Here is a 20,594-nt window from a genome sequence, read left to right on the forward strand (position 1 = left end):
ATCGAAAGGGGTCACACGAATGCGATCAAGGCTAATCTATGCCCTAATATGTACACTACTTTTTATAGGAGGATGTAGTATGGAAAAAGAATTGCCAAATACAGCTGCGTTTCAGGATGAGTTTACTAGTAGCTTGTTAGATTCCACTGAAGAAGTCGAAGAAGGGCACTATTTATTAGAATCAGCAACAGGTGGATATTCCATGCTTTGGCCTAAAAATGCGGTAACAGATGGTCCGCCATTTTATCAAAGAACAAAAGATAGTTTTGAAAAGATTATTTTTTATGATGTAAATAAAAAAGAAAATTATAACTATCAGTTTAGTACGACTTATTCAACATATGGTGAGAGTTCAATTGAATCAAGTCTAAACATATTAAGTGGCGGAGTGAGTTACTTTGGTGAATACGAAAAAATAGAAACAGACAAAACAAGTATTTACTTTGCGAAATCTGAAGATACTTTTGCAGACATAACGACTTACTTCTTTTTTGGTTATGTAGTTTCAAAAGGAAATGAAAAAGGATTAGAATATATATACTCTGCCGAATGTATAGATGAATCCAAGTCTACATGCAATATTGATGTTAAAAAAGAAGAAGAAAAAGCATTACATAATATGAAATCAGTAAAATTCAATAAAGATGAATAGAGGTAGCAAAAATGAGTAATGAAGAACTACTTAATACTGATATTCTTAGAGCAAGGGTTATGGATTTGGAATATGAAAATCTAACTAACAAAGAAGTTGAAAGTGAAATAAGACGTATTTATTATGAAGTGACTGGAAAGCAGTTATTTACTGATGTGACTGTATATCATTCCGATGATGTTCTAAAAGAACATAAAAAGACTACTATTGAGACTGACTTTTTATTAGCTAGGTAAAGTGAGCTTGCCGATAGAATAATTAAGGACTAGAAAACTATAAACTGCCCCCATATATATTAGAATCCCCTTATTACCCTACTAGTAAAAAATATCCAAAGCTAATACATGGTACCTATATTCCGAATAGTAAATAACTCCTCAATTTTGAAAAATCTAATTTCATTATTTAATCTACTGGAAATATATGATAATAATGTAGTGTTAAAGGAAATCGAAAGGGGTCACACGAATGCGATCAAGGCTAATCCATGCCCTAATATGTACATTGGTTTTTATAGGAGGATGTAGTATGGAAAAAGAATTGCCAAATACAGCTGCGTTTCAGGATGAGTTTACAAGTAGCTTGTTAGATTCTACCGAAGAAGTCGAAGAAGGGCACTATTTATTAGAATCAGCAACAGGTGGATATTCGATGCTTTGGCCGAAAAATGCAGTAACAGATGGACCACCATTTTATCAGAGAACAAAAGATAGTTTTGAAAAAATTATTTTTTATGAAACAAACGAAGAAGAAAATTATAGATATTCATTTAGTACCACATATTCAACATATGGTGAAAGCGTAATTGATTCAAGTCTAGGCATTTTGAGTGATTCAGTTCGTTACAATGGAGAATATGAAAAAATAGAGACAGATAATGCTCGTATTTACTATGCGAAATCTCAAGGAAAATTAACGCATTCTACTTCATACCGATTCTTTGCTTATATTACTTCGAAAGAAAGTCAGAAAGGTTTAGAATATGTTTTTTCAGCTCAATGCTTAGATGATTCTTTGTCTAATTGTGATATAGATATTGAAAAAGAAGAAGAAAAGGCATTGCATTATATGAAATCTGTAAAATTCAATAAGGATGAATAGAGGTAGCAAAATGAGTAATGAAGAACTGCTTAATTCTGATATTCTAAGAGCAAGAATTATGGATCTTGAGTATGAAAATCTTACAGAAAGAGAAATTGAAAGTGAAATAAAGCGTATTTATTATGAAGAGACTGGAAATAAGTTAACTGCAAATGTGACTATATATCGTTCTGATGACATCCTCGACGAGCGAAGGGAAAACGAAGTAGATAGTGGATTCGACGGAACAATCCTTCACTTCCAAAGTGAAGAACAAAGAATTAATCAGGCAATTACAATAACTAGGGGAAGCGAACTAGGAGAAAAGGACACTTGGAAGCCTATTGATTGGACTTATAATTTAATGGGGATATTTGTTGGAGGAACTGATAATCAATATCAAGATGCGAAAATATTTTATGATGAAGTTCATAGTGTTGTTCAAAATAGAAAAGGTGAATTACCTAGTTTAGAGAAATACGGATACGGTCACTCTTTAGGAGGCAATAATATAACAATTTTACAATTGATGTCGAGGAATGAAGAAAATTTAAGATTTAAAAATGTATATGCTATAAACGATGCTACGCCTACAGCTTATCAGCTTGCTGCAATAGACTTAGATTTTAGAGAGAGCGTTAATAATAAATTTAAAATAATGAATGACGAAGACATCTACAAAATCCCATCCAACGAACTAAAAGCCTTCGCCGAAGAATACTACAAAAACAAAATCGATGAAACCACCATCAATCACCTTACAGCAGAAGAAGATATGCTATACGGAGTAAGCGGTGTCCGTGGCTTTCTAGAAATCGGCGATCGCAATGGCTTTCTCGATACAGATCCACGTTATGCGGGCATTCGTGAGTTAATCGATAAAATCCCTGATAAAGATTTGCGAACGATTCAAATGTTTCTCTCTAATTACTCAACAACATATGACACGGAAGGGATCGATGGTTTTTTGAGAGGCCTTACCGGCTTTAATCCAGCTGTTGTTGATTCAATTCTTACTTCTTCAGATGAATTTTCCGAAACAGTTGAAAAGATTCAGAAGTCGGTAGATGGGTTAGAGAAGCCATTTACTGATGTAACGAATGCGGATTCTTTTTTGTCGTTTGCAAAAGAGTCATTGACACTTCCATTTGATTTATTTGGTGCAAACCTAAACCTTCAAAAAGAGGTAGTAACTGGCTTTTTTCAGACAGTCGGAAACTTAACTGGACTAATTGTTGAGGCTGTTCCGATGATCATCGATATGGCTGAGAAAATGCCTAAGCTTATAAGTAATGTGAAAGTTTTATACCAGAATCTTGATCCCATTCTCCAAGCCTTTGTTGATGTTGGTTTTATCAGCCAGGTTGAAAAAGACCAGATCATTTCTTATGTAAAAGAAATTGAAACAAGTTTAGAAGTAATTCAAACAACGATAGATGAATCGTTAGATCCTTCACTTCTTTTAGCGTTAAACTCAAAAGATCCTATGAATCAAATGAAGGAGATTGCTAAAATTGTTGATGCCTTGCAAACGATAAAAGCTGAGGTAAATGATATTAAAGAAGCACTTGAGGGATTAAAAAATGTAGATACCAGTTTTATGGAGCAATTTAGTGGTAGTGCCCATGCACATAAGCTTGATGCCGTTGTCAATGGACTTGTGCATGATAAAAATATTAGTTATGTAAACAATGATATGTACATGTCTCCTTCTGGTAAAGGTGAGATAAAAGTAAATATTTCCTCATCGGTTCGTATTTACCAAAAAGGTCTAGCAATCTCACAGGAAAAAGAAAGCAATGTTAATAGATTAAAAACTCTATTTAACAGTGAATATATGGATGATTATGATGAAAGAATGCAGAGTATCATGACCAAAGTACATATGATGGAATCGAATCCAAAGCAGTATTCATACCTATTAACACAAACCATGCCATATCCATTGGGTGGGTATTACGAACTGAAGAAGATAAATGTAAACGAACAGCTCCCACCATTACCAGCAACATTTAATCAATCGTTCTCTCAAATGATTGAAACAATTGAGGCTGATATTGAGAAAGAAAAATTGCTTGTTAAAAAAATTAGAGATTCCATTGAAGATTTATTTTCAGAAGAAGAAAGAATATCAAAAATGTTTGATTATCGATATGGAGGTTAACGACTTATGGGTTCTTTTACAATAAGCCATAACTTTGCAGAATCAAAAGAACTGAGTTATAAAGTCACCCCTTTTAAGAGTACAATTGAAGAAATACGTCATTTAGGGACTGACTTTGCTACATTTATGAAAAAAGAAATGGATCAAGAGAACGGAGAGTTAGTCGACGCTATTATTCAAGAAATAATCAACCAACATCGCAATCATAACCTTATACTGGACCACTGTGAAGATACATTAACAGCTATGGCCAACAACTATACAAATTATGTGAATGACAGGCGAACACAGGATGCCACACTTTATTATACATATAATGCTTTTGATGAAAGCTAGTTTCGTGAGGACTTACTTAAGGTAGTCCTTTTATTTTGCATGAGAATCAGTTTTTAATTTTGAAACTTATCACATATTTATACGTATAATAGGAAGAACTAATTATACAACCATGAAAAGGTGGTCTTCATGAATAGACAAACAGTAAAAACGTTAAAGTGGATATCAGGAGGGCTTGAAGCTCTTCTGGGTATACCAATTATAGGAGGAAGTATTGTATTAGGGTTTGCTTGGACGCCATTATTAATCATGCTGGTTTTTCATATTGCAGTATTGATCATTGCCAAAAATGTTGGAGTGAAAGCGAACGGTAATATTCTTGGAATCATCACATCAGCTATTGGTTGGATTCCGATTCTTGGTATGATTATGCATATTTTATCGGCGATATTTATTCTTTTAGATGCGGCAAGTAAGGATAAAAATCCGGACATCATTGATATGCCTGAATAAAAAATGAACTTAATCCTGCAATAATATACTATAAGCACACAATCCAAAGATGTAAAATTCATTGAGACGAACCTAAAAGGAGTTGTTCTCATGGATATTACATCTTTTTTATTATATTGTTTTATTGTTACCTTTACTCCAGGGCCTACGAATGTTGTGATATTGTCCACAGTTCATAATAGGGGGACAAAGAAGGCATTGGAGTATACATATGGAGCAACGATTGCTTTTGGTTTGCTGCTTGTTGTTTCAGCTATGTTAAATGCGTTGCTAATCGAGTTCATTCCGAAAATTTTAATTGTCATGCAGGCCATCGGAACGTTGTATATGTTCTATCTTGCCTATCAAATTTACAAAGCGGATCAACTAAAGCCGACTATACATCAAGCAGGTTCCTTTGTGTCAGGATTTCTTATGCAGTTTTTAAATCCTAAGTTGATTCTATTTACAATGACGGTCATACCTAGCTTTATTATGCCTTATTATACGGCTATGCCTGCGATGACAATAGGTGTTTTTGCTATAACTGTTATTGGATTTTTAGCATTAATGACATGGGTGCTTTTCGGAGCAATCTTCAAGGAGTTTTTGCAAAGGCATAGTAAGATTGTGAATGTATTCATGGCATTGTTTTTAGCGTATTCCGGGGTTATGATCTGGATGTAGGTTAGTTGTTTAAGAGGTGAATGTAGTGGACAAATTTATCTATAAAAAATCAGCCGGTATTACTGCGCTGTCAGCAAGTATGACGGATTTTACGTATAAAAAGCATGCACATCAGGAGTATGGAGTAGGTGTGACATTGCGTGGTATTCAGCAATATAACCTTGATGGCAGTTTGCAGTTGTCATATCCAAATGGTGTGATGCTTTTCAATCCGGAGCAGACACATGACGGAATGGCACATGATAAAACAGGACTTGATTATGTGATGCTGTATATCGAGCCTCAAATGCTTTTAGAGGTTGCTGAGAAAAAGGATGTCGTAACGTTTTCGACCCCGATTGTTTATGATCGTGAACTGGAGCAAAGAATATTAAATCTCTTTCAGGCTATTTTCAATGAAAAAGATGAGGATTTGTGCAGTGAATTGTTTTTGTCCTTCACAGATAGCCTTTTTCAAACAAATTTTCCTACAGGCTATAAGAAAGATAACAATTTCATTAGAAAAGCAAAGGATATGCTGCTTGCGAACGTAGATCATGTACCTAAATTGGATGAGATTAGTAAAGAGCTGAGTATGTCAAAATATAAGTTTATTCGATTATTCAAGGGTCATACAGGAATTTCTCCATATCAATATTTTCTTAACAGTAAGGTCGAACGGGCAAAGCAATTAATTGAAAAAGATCGGGATATTTATTCGGCTGTAGCTGAGTGTGGTTTTGTGGACTTAGCTCATTTAAATAAGCATTTCAAAAGTGTATATGGAACGACAGCGTTTGAATATATGTCACATTTATATAGATGATCATTAGAGACCAGTATTTTCTGGTCTTTTTTTGCGCCCTTTCAACGCAAAATGCATAGAAACCCTAATAAATTAAATAATAAAAGAAAGAGGTGATCGATGATGGTGTTAGCAATAATTGTTTATATTGCATGGTTAGGAATATCAGTATTCTACGCTATGAAAAAAACATATTCTAAATTTGAAAATTCTGCACTGCTCTTTTGTGTATTTATATTTGATATTAACCGAAGTTGGATCATAAGTGATGAATTAAAGATTATTGAATATTCTACTTCTCCTCTTGAATATACAGTGTATATTATTCACCGTACTTTTATTACTCCACTTCTTATATTGATTGGCTTAAATAGTGTACAAAGAAATTCAAATTTCTTAATTAAAGGTATAGCAATTCTCATTTCTTCATTAGTTTTACTTTTAATTAAAGTTGTTTTATTGTCTTATGATGTTCTCACTTTTCATCAATGGAATTTATTTTATGATTATCTATACTACGTCTTTTTACACATATTAGGATACTTCATTTTGTATGGATACAAGTCTTTTGTTTCAAAAGGAGTGAAGAGTTAGATGGTTTGGATTGAAAACTTTAGCTTAAATGAGATATCACTAATAATATTTAATATAATTGGTTATTCTTTCTTGTTTTTCTTACCTAAAAGACTAAGCAGGGAAGTGAAATGTTTAAGTGTTCTTGCAGGTTTAGCAACAGGAATGCTGTTTGATTTTACAATCGGTGGAGGTATCTTGGATTATTACAAGCAAAATGATACAAATCGCTATGAACTATTTGACGTTTTTTATTACGCTTTATTTGGAGTTTTTGGTTATTTCTTTATGTATTTTTATGATAAACTCCGTGTGAATAAGGTAACGTTTATTTACTATATTACAGCTTGGTCAATCGTTGGTATTCTCGTTCAATGGCTATTTACAAAACTTCATATCCTAACTTATCAAAATAATTATGAATTAGCGTATTCTTTCCCGATCTTTTTACTAATTCAAACTTTAACTGGTTTCTATTATATTTTTCTCACAAAAAAAGTGGTGAATTAATATAAAGAAAGTTGAATTACTTCCAAAGACCATTATTTCAGGGTCTTTTTCTTTTTAGAAAAGCTGTTTTTGCAACGGAACAATCTGATTTTCAGCATTAACTGCATTGAAAACAACAAAGTGTGCCAAAAAGCCTTTAGATAATAAAAGAACATTTTGTCACAATATGTTCACAATTTTACAGAAAAAATACAGTCCTCTTCCTACATTTAACTCTATATAGTCAGTGAGAAGAACATTTCCTTAAAAAGAAAGGGTTGTAATGAAAAAATGGCAAAATACAGAATGGTGTGTACTTGTTTTTTGGAAAACTTGTTTGTAGTAGGAAAGATGGGCTTTGAGGATATTTTATTTAACCTCTATATACTCATGAATCCAATTGCAACTCAAACTAAATTTTATCGAATGACAAGGAAGTTTGTGTGTTTGAAGTTATCGATTGATTATATGAAGTCGATATTGGAACGATTTATCGGGGTGGATAAATTGTTTCATTATGATGCTGAAAATAGAGAACTCGCTCATAAAATATGGAGAAGGATGGACCTTAAGTGGTGAAACCCTCTGTCCAAGGGGCACCTTTTATTTCGTATGCTTCGGAAGTCATTCCAAAAAAGAAGTTAGTGATCTTTATGATTTATGAAGATTTGAAGATACGTCCGCGTGTCGTGAAACAATACGTAGGCAATAAAAAGAATAAGAATAAGAAAAAGAAAATGAAAAACAACAACCAAAAGCTCTTAACCCAAATATAGAGAATAATCCATACATAGAGGCTCAATCACAAATTCAGATCAAAATGATGTGAAAGAAATCGTTGAGTTTTTGGATAACAATGGATTTGGTCTTTCAGTCGTGAGTGAAAAAAGCAGCTGTTATTTTGGTTAAATAATTCTGGCTTTTTACAGCTGAAAGATGTGATCTTAGAAGCCTTGACGATTATTTGTGCTAATTCAAGCGGAAACACAACTATGTCGTTGGAATCCTGAAAAACTTTTTACTGACCGTTGAAGAAATTGATAATCAACTTTTTTGGAGATATGTTAATTTTAGGAAACCCTCTGGAGGAATGAATCGTATATCAAGTATCATATCCAGCTGGAGGTATAAAATGGATCATTCTTATAAGTTAGCTATTATTGGAGGAACAGGAACTGTAGGACGTCATATTGCGACAAGGTCGATACAGCAAGGCTATCATGTACGTATGCTTGTAAGGAATCCAGAGAGAGTATCGTATAAACATGACAAAATAGAAATCGTACAAGGACAAATACAAGAGATAGAAAATATTCGAGAACTGCTTAAGGATTGTAAAGTCGTTATTAATACATTTGGTCAACCAACGAAGGAAAAACCTATATATAGTCAGGTAACGAAAAATATCCTTGATGTAATGACAGAATTAAATATTACTCGTTATATAGGTGTTTCCGGTGGTTCTCTCACGATTAGCGGTGATAATAAAAGGATGTTAAATCGTTTTGGTGCAAAGCTGTTTGAACTTTTGTTTCCGGGCATGATGGAAGATAAAAAGGCAGAATGGGAACTTTTATCCAAAGATAAACTTATCCAGTGGACCATGATTCGATTGCCATTTGTGATAGATAGCTTAAAAACAAAGGAAATAAAGGAAAGCCTTACAGACATGCCTGGTACGAAAATTACCAATCGAGACATAGCGACTTTTATTATGGAGCATGTAGAAAACACCAAGTATATTCATAAAGCTCCTTTTATTTCACATTAAGAGAGGGTTCATTCATATGGATGGGTACCCGCAGCAAGATCAAAGCAATTTTATAAAAACAACCTTCGTTAATAATGAGGGTTGTTTTTTAGTTCCTCCCTAGCAAACCTTGTGTTTTGAGACCGGGTGTTTGTTTGTGAGCAAATTAAAAACAAACAAACTATACAAGGCGGCTTTGTGAAAAAAGTAGGTTTAAAAAACTATGTAATGTTAAGTTACAACTAGCGTGAAATTTTAGACTCTTAGAACTAATATGAATAGGTAAAATCTATCAAAAATATTTCTGGTAGTAGAAATGATCTAGATAGATTTTTTATATAAGACTGCAACTCTATTAATGCTTAATACCTTTAGAATACACAATTCTATCGTTAAAAAAGCTAAAAATTCGTCAAAATTTTACAATGAATTAATACTAGGTTAATAGTAGGACGATAAAATTTTGACAGGGAAGAGTTTGTTGAGTCGTTATATAATGATTTTGAAACGGTTTAATTGAATACCCTATGTTAAGGAATCTTAAACTCAATCATTGAAAAAATGAGGTGGATGCAGGTATTACAAGACTTAGTGCTATTAATTATTGCGTGCGCTTTCTTGTGAGAGTTAGCGGCTGGAATCGTTGTACTCATAGTTAGCATCATAAACCGTTTCGATAGCATATTTCCCTAAAAAGTTGCAAAAAGGAGGAGAAACATGAAAAGAAGGCATAAAAAGAGTGCCAGTATTGTCATGGTGTTTGTTTTACTTGTAGGCTTATTTTCACCTGCGGCTAATACGATTGTACAGGCTGAAAGTGGAACAGCTACTGATTTAATTATCTCGGAATATATTGAGGGCTCTAGTTTTAACAAAGCTATTGAGCTATACAATGGTACAGGTACAGAAATCGATTTAAGTAAATATTCTCTTGAACACTATAATAATAGTGGAAGTGCAACAACCGGAACAACGACGACGGATAAGGTTTTACCGTTAGAGGGTAAGCTTGCGGCAGGTGATACATACGTCATTTCCCGTTCAGATGCAAATGCTGCGATTGTCGCTGTAACTGACTATATGGATGAAAGCAAAAATGTCATTAATTTCAATGGCAACGATCAAATCGTGCTAAAGAAAGATGGGGCTGTTGTTGATTCAATTGGACAAGTCGGTTCAGTGGATAATACCCTTGCCGATGTATCTTTAGTTAGAAATGACAATATTCTAGCAGGGGATACAATTATTAACGATGCATTTGATCCTGCGAAGGAATGGACTAATTTAGGGAAAGATACGTTTTCTAATCTAGGAACATATCAATCTGAAGAGGAACCAGCTGATCCGGAAGAGCCGACCGAACCGGAAGAGCCAACTGAACCTGAGGCACCAGTAGAAGCAATAACAGTTGCAGCAGCTCGTGAAGCTGGTGCAGGTAATACTGTAACGATTGAAGGTATTGCTACAACAAAGAATGGACTTTGGGGTTATGATACGTTCTATATGCAAGACGATACAGCTGGAATGCTTGTATACAGTAGCCCGAAAGATGTTCAACCTGGCGATAAAGTGAAAATTACAGGTAAGCTATTAACATATAAGAACGAATTAGAGATTCAACCGACTAGTATGGAGATTATTTCTTCGGGTAATAGTCTGCCGGAAGCTCAAATTATCGCTCCAACAGCTGTAAATGAGGATACTCAAGGTGAATTGATTAAATTAGAAAATATAACAATTACAGATCTTGAAAGTGATAGCTATGGAACGGCTATTTTCCAAGCTAAAACGGAATCAGGAGATCAGGTAAGAGTTATTCATGATAACCGTACAGGTTCTGATTACAATGAACTGATTAAACATTATAAAGAAGGCGACAAAGTTCATTTAACAGGAATTGGCACGATTGATAATGATGGATATCATGTAAAGACTTTTGGTCTTGAAAGCTATGATTTAGTAAATAAACCGGCAGTTTATGTGGATCAAGCTCAAGGTACAGTACCTGCAGGCACAAAAATTGAATTGAAGTCAGGTATCGAAGGTGCCGAGATTTATTACACAACAGATGGCACAGAACCAACTGTAGAAAGTACAAAATATGTTGACCCTATTGCATTAGATACTGGAAAAACAACGATTAAAGCTATTGCTGTTAATGGTGAAGAATTAAGCGAAGTATTCAGCTTTTCTTACACAATTTTAAATACTGAAGGCGTAAAAATTCGTGATATCCAAGGAAAAGGACATGTATCGGAATATACAGGCGCTTCAGTTGAGGGGATTACTGGTGTTGTAACATATGTTGTTAGCGGATCAACTGTTATCATTCAAGATGAAAATGCCGATGATGATAATACAACATCTGAAGCCATCCAAGTATACAAATCTTCTCATGGTCTATCTGTTGGAGATAAAGTATCAGTTAACGGAACAGTTCAAGAATATGGCGGTGGTGCGAACCTGTCTAAAACTGAAATTGATGCAAGTGCAGTAACAAAAACAGGAACAGCTGAGTTACCGGCACCATTAGTAGTTGGAGAAGACATCATTCCTCCAAATAAAGTAATTGATAATGATGAAATGAAATCATTTGATCCAGAAGAAGATGGGATTGATTTCTGGGAGTCTGTAGAATTTATGCGGGTTTCATTCCCAAATGCAAAAGTAGTGGGACCTCCATACTCAAGTGATGTTCCAATCATTGTTGAGAGTACAACAAACAATGAGTTAAATAATCAAGGCGGTCTTAATATTGCTGCAGATGATTATAATCCGGAAAAAGTATTTTTAGATAATGTAGGTAATAACTTCAAATCAGGTGATATGTTTGACGGTGATGTTGTAGGGGTTATTTCTTACTCCAGTACAGGTTTTCAACTTTTAACAAACAAAGACACATTACCTCAAGTAATCGAGTCTAACATCGAGCCTGAAGTAACTCATATTGAACCTGCTGAAGATAAAGTAACTGTTGCATCATACAATATCGAAAACTTCTCAAATAATAAATCAAATACACCAGATGAGAAAGTTGAAAGAATTGCAAAAACATTTGTAGAAAATATGAAATCTCCAGACATTATTACATTAGTAGAAGTTCAAGACAATGATGGGGAAACTGATTCAGGTAATACCGATGCATCAGAAAGTTATCAACGCTTAATTGATGCTATCAAAGCGGCTGGCGGCCCGGCTTACGAATGGACAGATGTGGCGCCTGTTAATAATGAAAATGGCGGTGCACCAGGTGGGAATATTCGTGTAGGTTACCTTTATAATCCTGAGCGCGTTACATTAGTTGAGGCAACAAAAGGTAATGGAACCCAAGCAAATAGTTGGAGTGAAGATGGTCATTTAACCCTTAACCCAGGTGTCATTGATCCAGCTAAATACCCTAATACACGTAAACCAATTGCTGCAGAATTTGAGTTCAAAGGTGAACGAGTGGTTGTTATTGGAACACACTTGAATTCTAAAGGTGGAGATCAATCTTTATGGGGGTCTAACCAGCCGCCACAATTAAGTTCTGAAGCAGAACGACATGAATTAGCGCAAGCAATTAATGATTTCATTGATGAAGGACTTGCGGAAAATCCAGATTTAAACGTAGTACTTGCTGGGGATATGAATGATTTTGAGTTTACAAAAACATTCGAAATCCTTAAAGGTAATGAATTAACAAATATGGTAGATAAAGTTCCGGCAAATGACCGTTTCTCTTATTTCTTCCAAGGTAATAACCAAGTACTTGATCATATTCTTGTTTCCAATAATCTCGTAGATAGCACAGTAGCAGATATGATTCATATTAATGCGAACTATACAGAGGCTCAGGGACAAGCATCAGATCATGACCCTGTTATGATTCAAGTTGATTTAAAGAACAAAGAAAAGGACAATTTTGATTTAACTGTTCTTCACACAAATGATACACACGCATCTTTAGACAATATGCCAAAAACAGTTACGGCTGTAAAAGAAGAAAGAGCTAAAGATCCAAATTCGTTGCTTTTACATGCAGGCGATGCATTCACTGGAACATTGTATTTTAATGAATTCCAAGGTGAAGCAGACTTAGCCTTAATGAACTTAATGGGCTTTGATGCAATGACATTTGGTAACCATGAATTTGACCTGGGCTCGTCAGCTGAAGGGCATAAGAAATTAGTGGAATTCATCCAAGGTGCACAATTCCCGTTTGTCAGTGCAAACGTTGATTTCTCGCAAGATGATCAATTCAATGGTGTATTCAATAACTCTGTTAAAGCTGATGCTGAAAACGGCCAAATTTATAATGGCATCATCAAAGAAGTAAACGGTGAAAAAGTTGGGATCTTCGGTTTAACAACTGAAGAGACAGAATCTATTTCTAGCCCAGGATCAATCGCTTTTGAAAACTACCTAGAAGAAGCTGAAAAAGCTGTAAAGGACCTTGAAGCACAAGGTGTAAATAAGATTATTGCGTTAACTCATATCGGGTATGATGATAATGCTGCAATCGATAATGATTTAACTCTGGCGAAAAAAGTAGAAGGAATCGATGTAATCGTTGGAGGACATAGTCATACAACATTATCTGAACCAACAGTAATTGAAGAAGACAATACACCAACTGTCATCGTTCAAACAGGAAATGCCAATAGTAACCTTGGTTCACTTAATGTGGAATTTGATCAAGATGGTGTAGTTGTAGCACAAACAGGTCAATTAATTCCAATTAAAAACCAAGAAGTTGACCAGGAAGCTGCGTACATTCTGGCTCCATTCAAAGAACAAGTAGATCAAGTAGCGCAAGAAGAAATTGCTGTTACAACTGAAGTGGAATTAGAAAACCCGCGTACAAACGGAGATAATACTAAGCCGAGTGTACGTAAAAATGAAACCATCTTAGGAAACTTAATTACAGATGGAATGCTTGAGAAAGCAAAATCATTCACTGGAGAAAATGTTATCATGGCATTACAAAACGGTGGTGGTATCCGTGCGGCGATTAACGCTGGACCTATCACTGTTGGCGAGGTAATCACAGTTCTTCCATTCGCTAATACTTTAGCGACAATGGATCTAACTGGTGCTGAGTTGAAAGAAGCTTTTGAAATCAGCTTCAGTCAATATCCGGAGGAAAATGGCGGTTTCTTACACGTAGCCGGTGGAAAAGTGGAATTTGACTCTACAAAACCAGCAGGAGAGCGTGTGGTATCCGTAAAATATTTAAATGAAAATAATGAGTACGTAGAAGTTCAAGATGAAGAAACATACACAATCGCCACAAATGCTTTCACAGCTAAAGGCGGCGATGGTTATGACGTCTTTGCGAAAGCCTATGAAGAAGGCAGAGTAACAGACTTAGGTTTATCAGATTGGGAAAACTTTAGAGACCATTTAGTAAGCATAGATTCAATCCCAACAGAAGTTGAAGGTCGTATTGTAGAGGATAACTATGATTTAACTGTCCTTCATACAAATGATACACACGCATCTTTAGACAACATGCCTAAAACAGTCACGGCTGTAAAAGAAGAAAGAGCTAAAGATCCAAATGCATTACTTTTACACGGAGGCGATGCATTCACTGGAACATTGTACTTTAATGAATTCCAAGGTGAAGCAGACTTAGCCTTAATGAACTTAATGGGCTTTGATGCGATGACATTTGGTAACCATGAATTTGATTTAGGTTCATCAGCTGCAGGCCATCAGAAATTAACAGAATTTATCCAAGGAGCCCAATTCCCGTTCGTTAGTGCCAACGTGGATTTCTCGAAAGATGATCAATTTAATGGTCTATTCAATGACTTAGTGACATCTGATGTTCAAAACGGCCAAATTTATAATGGCATTATCAAAGAAGTAAACGGTGAAAAAGTCGGTATCTTCGGTTTAACGACTGAAGAAACACAAGACATTTCCAGTCCTGGTTCAATTGCATTCCAAAATTATCTTGAAGAAGCTGAAAAAGCTGTTAAAGACTTTGAGGCACAAGGTGTTAACAAGATTATTGCATTAACTCATATCGGGTATGATGATAATGCGGCAATTGATAACGATTTAACCCTTGCAAAAGAAGTAGAAGGTATTGATATTATTGTTGGTGGACACAGCCATACAGCGTTGACGGAACCAACAGTAGTAGAGGAAGATGGAACACCAACAGTTATTGTTCAAACAGGAAATGCCAATAGTAACCTTGGTTCACTTAATGTAGAATTTGATCAAGATGGTGTAGTTGTAGCACAAAAAGGTCAACTGATTCCAATTAAAGATCAAGAGGAAGACCAGGAAGCTGCGGACATTCTAGCTCCTTTTAAAGAAAAAGTAGATCAAGTAGCACAAGAAGAAATTGGTGTCACAACTGAAGTGGAATTAGAAAACCCACGTACAAATGGAGATAATACTCAACCAAGTGTACGTAAAAATGAAACCATCTTAGGTAACTTAATTACAGATGGAATGCTTGAAAAAGCAAAATCATTCACTGGAAAGAATGTCATTATGGCATTACAAAACGGTGGTGGTATCCGTGCCGCAATTGATGCCGGCCCAATCACTGTCGGTGAAGTCATTACGGTTCTTCCATTTGCGAATACATTAGCGACAATGGAACTTACCGGTGCTGAGTTGAAGGAAGCCTTTGAAATCAGCTTCAGTCAATATCCGGAGGAAAATGGCGGTTTCTTACACGTAGCCGGTGGTAAAGTAGAATTTGATTCAACGAAACCAGCAGGAGAACGTGTCATATCTGTAAAATATTTAAATGAAAATGGTGAGTACGTAGAAGTTCAAGATGAAGAAATGTACACGATCGCCACAAATGCTTTCACAGCTAAAGGTGGAGATGGTTATGATGTCTTTGCGAAAGCCTATGAAGAAGGCAGAGTAACAGACTTAGGTCTATCAGATTGGGAAAACTTCAGAGATCATCTAGTAAGCTTAGAATCAATTCCAACAGAAGTTGAAGGTAGAATTATAGATATAAAAGACGAACCAGGTGAAAACCCAGGCGAAAACCCGGGAGAGAATCCAGGTGAAAACCCAGGCGAGAACCCAGGCGAGAACCCAGGCGAGAACCCAGGCGAGAACCCAGGCGAGAACCCGGGTGAAAACCCAGGCGAAAACCCGGGAGAGAATCCAGGTGAGAACCCAGGCGAGGACCCAGGTGAAAACCCAGGCGAAAACCCGGGTGAGAACCCAGGTGAAAACCCAGGCAACCAAAATGATAGCGAAGTTATAAAATTGCCAGTAACTAAAAAAGGAAACAAGTACACAATTAATAAAGATGCACTTGAAGATCTTGAAGAAGATGTAGTAGTTGTTGTTGAGGTTGATAAAATAAATGCGACTTTAACACTAACGAAAGAACAAATCCAAGCTTTACAAGCTGCTGGAGCAACAATTGTAGTAAGTAACGGAAACGTTGATGTGCAAATACCTGCTTCTATCCTGCCATTAGCAGAAAGTGTAGATATTAAAGTGAAGAAAATGAAAGCAAGTGGTTCACTAGTTGCTTATGACTTTACAATTGAAGCAGATGGCAAAGTGTATCATACGTTCAGTGAAAAAGTTAAACTTACATTCAAGGTTGATCCAAAACAAATTAAAAATCCTAAAAATGTAAAAGTTTATTATTGGAATGAAGCAGAGGATAAATGGGAACTAATCGGTGGAGAATACAAAAATGGCGAAGTGTCAGCGTATACTGATCACTTCAGTACGTATGGCGTATTTGAAGGCCAACCAAAATCTCATACTATTCCATCTCAAGCTGATAACGAACTTCCAAATACAGCAACAAACAGTTTTAATCTTATCTTACTAGGATTAATGATAGTTTTAGCTGGCGGAATATTATACTCCGTTAAGAGGAGACATACGAATTCACATTAATAGGAACGAAAAAGAAAGGCGTGCCATTAGAAGCACGCCTTTCTTCAATAGTTGAAAAACATTAGAGAAGTGTCAAATATGAAAAATGTTCAATCCATCTTTTAAAGGTGGTTTTGGTTATTTCCTCCCAACATACTTATACGAATAAATATGTGTTTTTGTAAGATCAATAACTTCCCTTATAAACTCCTCTTCCGTCTCAATAAATCCATTTTCAATCCAATTATGAAGAAGTCCGTAAAAGCCGTAGGCAGTATAACGCTTAAAATACTCCATATTAACCGGGATATTGTCGATTGTTTCAAACACAAACTGTTCTTGATAGATTTTTAAGATCGTTTGGGGAAAACGTGTATGTAGTCCTGGAATTGTGTCATCAAAGTTTATGAGTTCAAAGAAATTTCTATTCTGATAAATATACGAAACAATATGAAAAGATGGTGCTTTTAGGTTTTCGGTATAATTTTTCTGACCAGGTGTATAAGGTTTGCCTACTGATGATTCTAACCCCTGAAGCATAGACATAAGTAAATCTTCTGCTAACTCAATTTTGTCTTGGTAATGAACATAAAAGGTACTGCGATTATAAGCGGCATAATCCACAATATCCTTTACAGTTACCGCATGGTAGCCTTCTTCTTTTATAAGAGCAATTAATGCTTGCTTCAAATGTGTTTTTGTTCGATTTTGTCGTTGAGATGGTGTGTTCATAAAAAAACCTCGCTCAAAATAGACAGATTGAGTAAAAATGTCTAAGGATTAGACACTTCATAAAATCTTAATGATTTTTTAGTCAAAAACAAAGGAGTAGAATTAAATTGTACACATAATAGTAAAAAAATATAAGTAGGAGGATGTAAAATGGGTAAATTACAAGATAAAGTAGCCGTGATTACTGGTGGAGCATCTGGAATTGGAGCTGCAACAGCACGACTATTTGTTTCAGAAGGTGCTAAGGTCGTACTAGTAGACTTAAATGAAGAGAAGGGAATGGCTTTTGAAACTGAATTGAAAACGCTTAATAATGAAGCTCTTTTTATTAAAGCAAATATTACAAGTGAAGATGAAGTGGTTAATATTTTCAAACAAACAATTGAAGTCTTCGGTAAAGTGGATATTGTGTTCAACAATGCGGGGATAGGCCGTGTCCAACCTTCACATGAGCTAGAATATTCAGAATGGAGAAACACAGTAAATGTTGATTTGGATGGTGTCTTTTTAGTGGCACGAGAATCAATTCGCGAAATGTTAAAAACAGGTGGGGGTACGATTGTGAATACCGCATCTATGTACGGATTGGTAGGCTCGCCTGGTTCAGCAGCATATAACGCTGCAAAAGGTGGAGTTGTGAATTTAACACGCTCATTGGCGCTTGAATATGCCGAAAAAAACATCCGTGTTAACGCATTATGTCCCGGTTTTATTGATACGCCAATTATTCCAGAAGAAAGCAAGCAGGTATTAGCTGCAGCAACACCAATGAAACGTTTAGGACAAGCAGAAGAAATGGCAAAAGGCGTCTTATTCTTAGCATCTGACGATTCATCCTTTATGACAGGTAATACGTTAACAGTTGATGGAGGGTATACAGCACAATAATGTATTTTTTAAATAAGAAACTTCTATTTTGAACATAATTTTTAAAGGGTAATAGGTTACTTTCACCAGATAAATTGTAGTTAATAAGGAGGAAAATCACATGAACAACCGTTTCGATGGAAAAGTCGTCTTAATTACAGGGGCAGGATCTGGCTTAGGTCAAGCAACTGCTTTACAAATCGCAAAAGAAGGAGCAAAACTATCACTAGTTGATTTGAACTCAGCTTCATTAGAAGAAACAAAATCAAAAGTATTAGAAGTTGCACCAAATGCAGAAGTGATACTTATCACTGCTGACGTTTCAGACGAAAAAGCTGTTGAAAACTATGTAAATGAAACAGTAGCAAAGCTTGGAAAAATCGATAGTTTCTTTAATAATGCAGGGATTGAAGGAAAACAAAACTTAACAGAGGATTACGGCATTGATGAATTTCAAAAAGTTGTCGCAATCAATTTAAATGGTGTATTCTACGGAATGAAATACGTACTGAAAGTGATGAAGGAACAAGGCTTTGGTTCAATTGTGAATACTGCTTCTGTCGGTGGAATTCGTGGAGTAGGAAATCAATCCGGATATGCAGCAAGTAAGCATGGTGTTGTCGGATTAACGAAAAACTCCGGAATTGAATACGGTCAATATGGAATTAGTGTAAAAGCTATCGCACCAGGTGCTATTATGACTCCGATGGTTGAAGGCTCTTTAAAACAAATTGATCCTGACAATTGGGAAGAGGTAGGAAAACAATTCGTTGAACCGAATCCAATGAAACGCTTTGGTAAACCGGAAGAAGTGGGTTACTTGGCAGCGTTCCTTCTATCTGATCAAGCAAACTTCATTAATGCAACTGTTATTCCTATTGATGGTGGACAATCATATAAATATTAATAGCTATAAATATAGGCACGGGCTTTCCGTGTCTTTTTGTTGTTTAGAAAATCCATAAAAATTATTAAGAAATATCTTGACTGTGGAATGAATATCAGTTATTCTAGGTATCTGCCACGAAAAAGAATGATTAAACAATATTTCAAAATAATAAATTTAAAAAATGTTGTTGACTTCGTTAACTCTTGATGGTATGATAAATACCTAGTCGTTAATGACTGGTAAATGATCTTTGAAAACTAAACAAAACCAAGCGTGCCAACGTTAATTTCGATTAACAAAAACGTACTATAATAGTACAAAACTTTTATGAGCTATATCAAACACTTTATTGGAGAGTTTGATCCTGGCTCAGGACGAACGCTGGCGGCGTGCCTAATACATGCAAGTCGAGCGAATCTGAGGGAGCTTGCTCCCGAAGATTAGCGGCGGACGGGTGAGTAACACGTGGGTAACCTGCCTGTAAGATTGGGATAACTCCGGGAAACCGGAGCTAATACCGGATAACATTTTGAACCGCATGGTTCAAAATTGAAAGACGGCTTTGGCTGTCACTTACAGATGGACCCGCGGCGCATTAGCTAGTTGGTGAGGTAACGGCTCACCAAGGCAACGATGCGTAGCCGACCTGAGAGGGTGATCGGCCACACTGGGACTGAGACACGGCCCAGACTCCTACGGGAGGCAGCAGTAGGGAATCTTCCGCAATGGACGAAAGTCTGACGGAGCAACGCCGCGTGAACGATGAAGGCCTTCGGGTCGTAAAGTTCTGTTGTTAGGGAAGAACAAGTACCAGAGTAACTGCTGGTACCTTGACGGTACCTAACCAGAAAGCCACGGCTAACTACGTGCCAGCAGCCGCGGTAATACGTAGGTGGCAAGCGTTGTCCGGAATTATTGGGCGTAAAGCGCGCGCAGGCGGTTTCTTAAGTCTGATGTGAAAGCCCACGGCTCAACCGTGGAGGGTCATTGGAAACTGGGGAACTTGAGTGCAGAAGAGGAGAGTGGAATTCCACGTGTAGCGGTGAAATGCGTAGAGATGTGGAGGAACACCAGTGGCGAAGGCGACTCTCTGGTCTGTAACTGACGCTGAGGCGCGAAAGCGTGGGGAGCGAACAGGATTAGATACCCTGGTAGTCCACGCCGTAAACGATGAGTGCTAAGTGTTAGAGGGTTTCCGCCCTTTAGTGCTGCAGCAAACGCATTAAGCACTCCGCCTGGGGAGTACGGTCGCAAGACTGAAACTCAAAGGAATTGACGGGGGCCCGCACAAGC

16 protein-coding genes and 1 rRNA gene (1 of these 17 cut by a window edge) are annotated in these 20,594 nt (G+C 36.3%); 16 read left to right on the forward strand and 1 reads right to left on the reverse strand.

The genetic code is table 11. The features are described from left to right. Positions 1-79 precede the first annotated feature (79 nt). The 13 genes from BK577_RS24515 (at position 80) to BK577_RS26545 (ending at position 16,834) form a co-directional block, all read left to right on the forward strand. The gene (locus BK577_RS24515) at positions 80-652 is read left to right on the forward strand and encodes a hypothetical protein (protein WP_078435418.1); all 573 of its coding nucleotides are present in this window, start codon (positions 80-82) and stop codon (positions 650-652) included. 11 nt (positions 653-663) lie between these two features. Continuing rightward, the gene (locus BK577_RS24520; protein ID WP_078435419.1) at positions 664-888 is read left to right on the forward strand and encodes a DUF6792 domain-containing protein; all 225 of its coding nucleotides are present in this window, start codon (positions 664-666) and stop codon (positions 886-888) included. Positions 889-1,180: 292 nt separating this feature from the next. Next, the gene (locus BK577_RS24525) at positions 1,181-1,753 is read left to right on the forward strand and encodes a hypothetical protein (protein WP_078435420.1); all 573 of its coding nucleotides are present in this window, start codon (positions 1,181-1,183) and stop codon (positions 1,751-1,753) included. A gap of 10 nt (positions 1,754-1,763) precedes the next feature. Further along, a complete protein-coding gene (locus BK577_RS24530) occupies positions 1,764-3,896 on the forward strand; it encodes a DUF6792 domain-containing protein (RefSeq protein ID WP_078435421.1) in 2,133 nt (710 codons plus the stop codon). Positions 3,897-3,902: 6 nt separating this feature from the next. Beyond that, positions 3,903-4,232, forward strand: coding sequence for a hypothetical protein (locus BK577_RS24535; protein ID WP_078435422.1), 330 nt, complete (start codon positions 3,903-3,905; stop codon positions 4,230-4,232). Between the two features lie 129 nt (positions 4,233-4,361). Beyond that, the gene (locus BK577_RS24540; protein WP_078435423.1) at positions 4,362-4,685 is read left to right on the forward strand and encodes a hypothetical protein; all 324 of its coding nucleotides are present in this window, start codon (positions 4,362-4,364) and stop codon (positions 4,683-4,685) included. Positions 4,686-4,775: 90 nt separating this feature from the next. Next, a complete protein-coding gene (locus tag BK577_RS24545) occupies positions 4,776-5,351 on the forward strand; it encodes a LysE family translocator (protein ID WP_078435424.1) in 576 nt (191 codons plus the stop codon). A gap of 25 nt (positions 5,352-5,376) precedes the next feature. Then, positions 5,377-6,156, forward strand: coding sequence for an AraC family transcriptional regulator (locus BK577_RS24550; RefSeq protein WP_078435425.1), 780 nt, complete (start codon positions 5,377-5,379; stop codon positions 6,154-6,156). A gap of 102 nt (positions 6,157-6,258) precedes the next feature. Then, on the forward strand, positions 6,259-6,729 hold the full coding sequence (locus BK577_RS24555; RefSeq protein WP_139367458.1) for a hypothetical protein: 471 nt from the start codon (positions 6,259-6,261) through the stop codon (positions 6,727-6,729). Then, on the forward strand, positions 6,730-7,218 hold the full coding sequence (locus tag BK577_RS24560; RefSeq protein ID WP_078435427.1) for a hypothetical protein: 489 nt from the start codon (positions 6,730-6,732) through the stop codon (positions 7,216-7,218). It abuts the gene before it with no gap. A gap of 551 nt (positions 7,219-7,769) precedes the next feature. Next, positions 7,770-7,973, forward strand: a complete 204-nt coding sequence (locus tag BK577_RS24570) for a hypothetical protein (protein ID WP_078435429.1) — start codon at positions 7,770-7,772, stop codon at positions 7,971-7,973. Between the two features lie 356 nt (positions 7,974-8,329). Continuing rightward, positions 8,330-8,968 (forward strand): NAD(P)H-binding protein, encoded by a 639-nt coding sequence (locus BK577_RS24575; protein WP_078435430.1) that lies wholly within the window; start codon positions 8,330-8,332, stop codon positions 8,966-8,968. Positions 8,969-9,664: 696 nt separating this feature from the next. Continuing rightward, entirely contained in the window at positions 9,665-16,834 is a 7,170-nt protein-coding gene (locus BK577_RS26545; RefSeq protein WP_078435431.1) for a 5'-nucleotidase C-terminal domain-containing protein, read from the forward strand. A 117-nt stretch (positions 16,835-16,951) separates the two neighbouring features. Here BK577_RS26545 and BK577_RS24585 read toward each other — a convergent pair whose 3' ends face one another. Further along, complete coding sequence (locus tag BK577_RS24585; RefSeq protein WP_078435432.1) at positions 16,952-17,545, reverse strand: TetR/AcrR family transcriptional regulator; 594 nt, start codon at positions 17,543-17,545, stop codon at positions 16,952-16,954. Positions 17,546-17,695: 150 nt separating this feature from the next. Here BK577_RS24585 and BK577_RS24590 point away from each other — a divergent pair, with 150 nt between their 5' ends. The 3 genes from BK577_RS24590 to BK577_RS26295 all read left to right on the forward strand — a co-directional run. Next, entirely contained in the window at positions 17,696-18,433 is a 738-nt protein-coding gene (locus BK577_RS24590) for an SDR family NAD(P)-dependent oxidoreductase (RefSeq protein ID WP_078435433.1), read from the forward strand. Between the two features lie 100 nt (positions 18,434-18,533). Then, a complete protein-coding gene (locus tag BK577_RS24595; RefSeq protein WP_078435434.1) occupies positions 18,534-19,319 on the forward strand; it encodes an SDR family oxidoreductase in 786 nt (261 codons plus the stop codon). A 328-nt stretch (positions 19,320-19,647) separates the two neighbouring features. After that, a 16S ribosomal RNA gene (locus tag BK577_RS26295) occupies positions 19,648-20,594 on the forward strand (it continues 65 nt past the right edge of the window).

It is taken from the genome of Metabacillus halosaccharovorans (genome assembly GCF_002019635.1).
GTDB classification, from domain to species: Bacteria; Bacillota; Bacilli; order Bacillales; family Bacillaceae; genus Metabacillus; species Metabacillus halosaccharovorans.

Coding starts and splice junctions, on each gene's coding strand:
- BK577_RS24555 (WP_139367458.1), top strand. CDS start 6,259: ATGGTGTTAGCAATAATTGTTTATATTGCATGGTTAGGAATATCAGTA.
- BK577_RS24575 (WP_078435430.1), top strand. CDS start 8,330: ATGGATCATTCTTATAAGTTAGCTATTATTGGAGGAACAGGAACTGTA.
- BK577_RS24595 (WP_078435434.1), top strand. CDS start 18,534: ATGAACAACCGTTTCGATGGAAAAGTCGTCTTAATTACAGGGGCAGGA.
- BK577_RS24515 (WP_078435418.1), top strand. CDS start 80: ATGGAAAAAGAATTGCCAAATACAGCTGCGTTTCAGGATGAGTTTACT.
- BK577_RS24540 (WP_078435423.1), top strand. CDS start 4,362: ATGAATAGACAAACAGTAAAAACGTTAAAGTGGATATCAGGAGGGCTT.
- BK577_RS26545 (WP_078435431.1), top strand. CDS start 9,665: ATGAAAAGAAGGCATAAAAAGAGTGCCAGTATTGTCATGGTGTTTGTT.
- BK577_RS24525 (WP_078435420.1), top strand. CDS start 1,181: ATGGAAAAAGAATTGCCAAATACAGCTGCGTTTCAGGATGAGTTTACA.
- BK577_RS24590 (WP_078435433.1), top strand. CDS start 17,696: ATGGGTAAATTACAAGATAAAGTAGCCGTGATTACTGGTGGAGCATCT.
- BK577_RS24545 (WP_078435424.1), top strand. CDS start 4,776: ATGGATATTACATCTTTTTTATTATATTGTTTTATTGTTACCTTTACT.
- BK577_RS24530 (WP_078435421.1), top strand. CDS start 1,764: ATGAGTAATGAAGAACTGCTTAATTCTGATATTCTAAGAGCAAGAATT.
- BK577_RS24535 (WP_078435422.1), top strand. CDS start 3,903: ATGGGTTCTTTTACAATAAGCCATAACTTTGCAGAATCAAAAGAACTG.
- BK577_RS24560 (WP_078435427.1), top strand. CDS start 6,730: ATGGTTTGGATTGAAAACTTTAGCTTAAATGAGATATCACTAATAATA.
- BK577_RS24520 (WP_078435419.1), top strand. CDS start 664: ATGAGTAATGAAGAACTACTTAATACTGATATTCTTAGAGCAAGGGTT.
- BK577_RS24585 (WP_078435432.1), bottom strand. CDS start 17,545: ATGAACACACCATCTCAACGACAAAATCGAACAAAAACACATTTGAAG.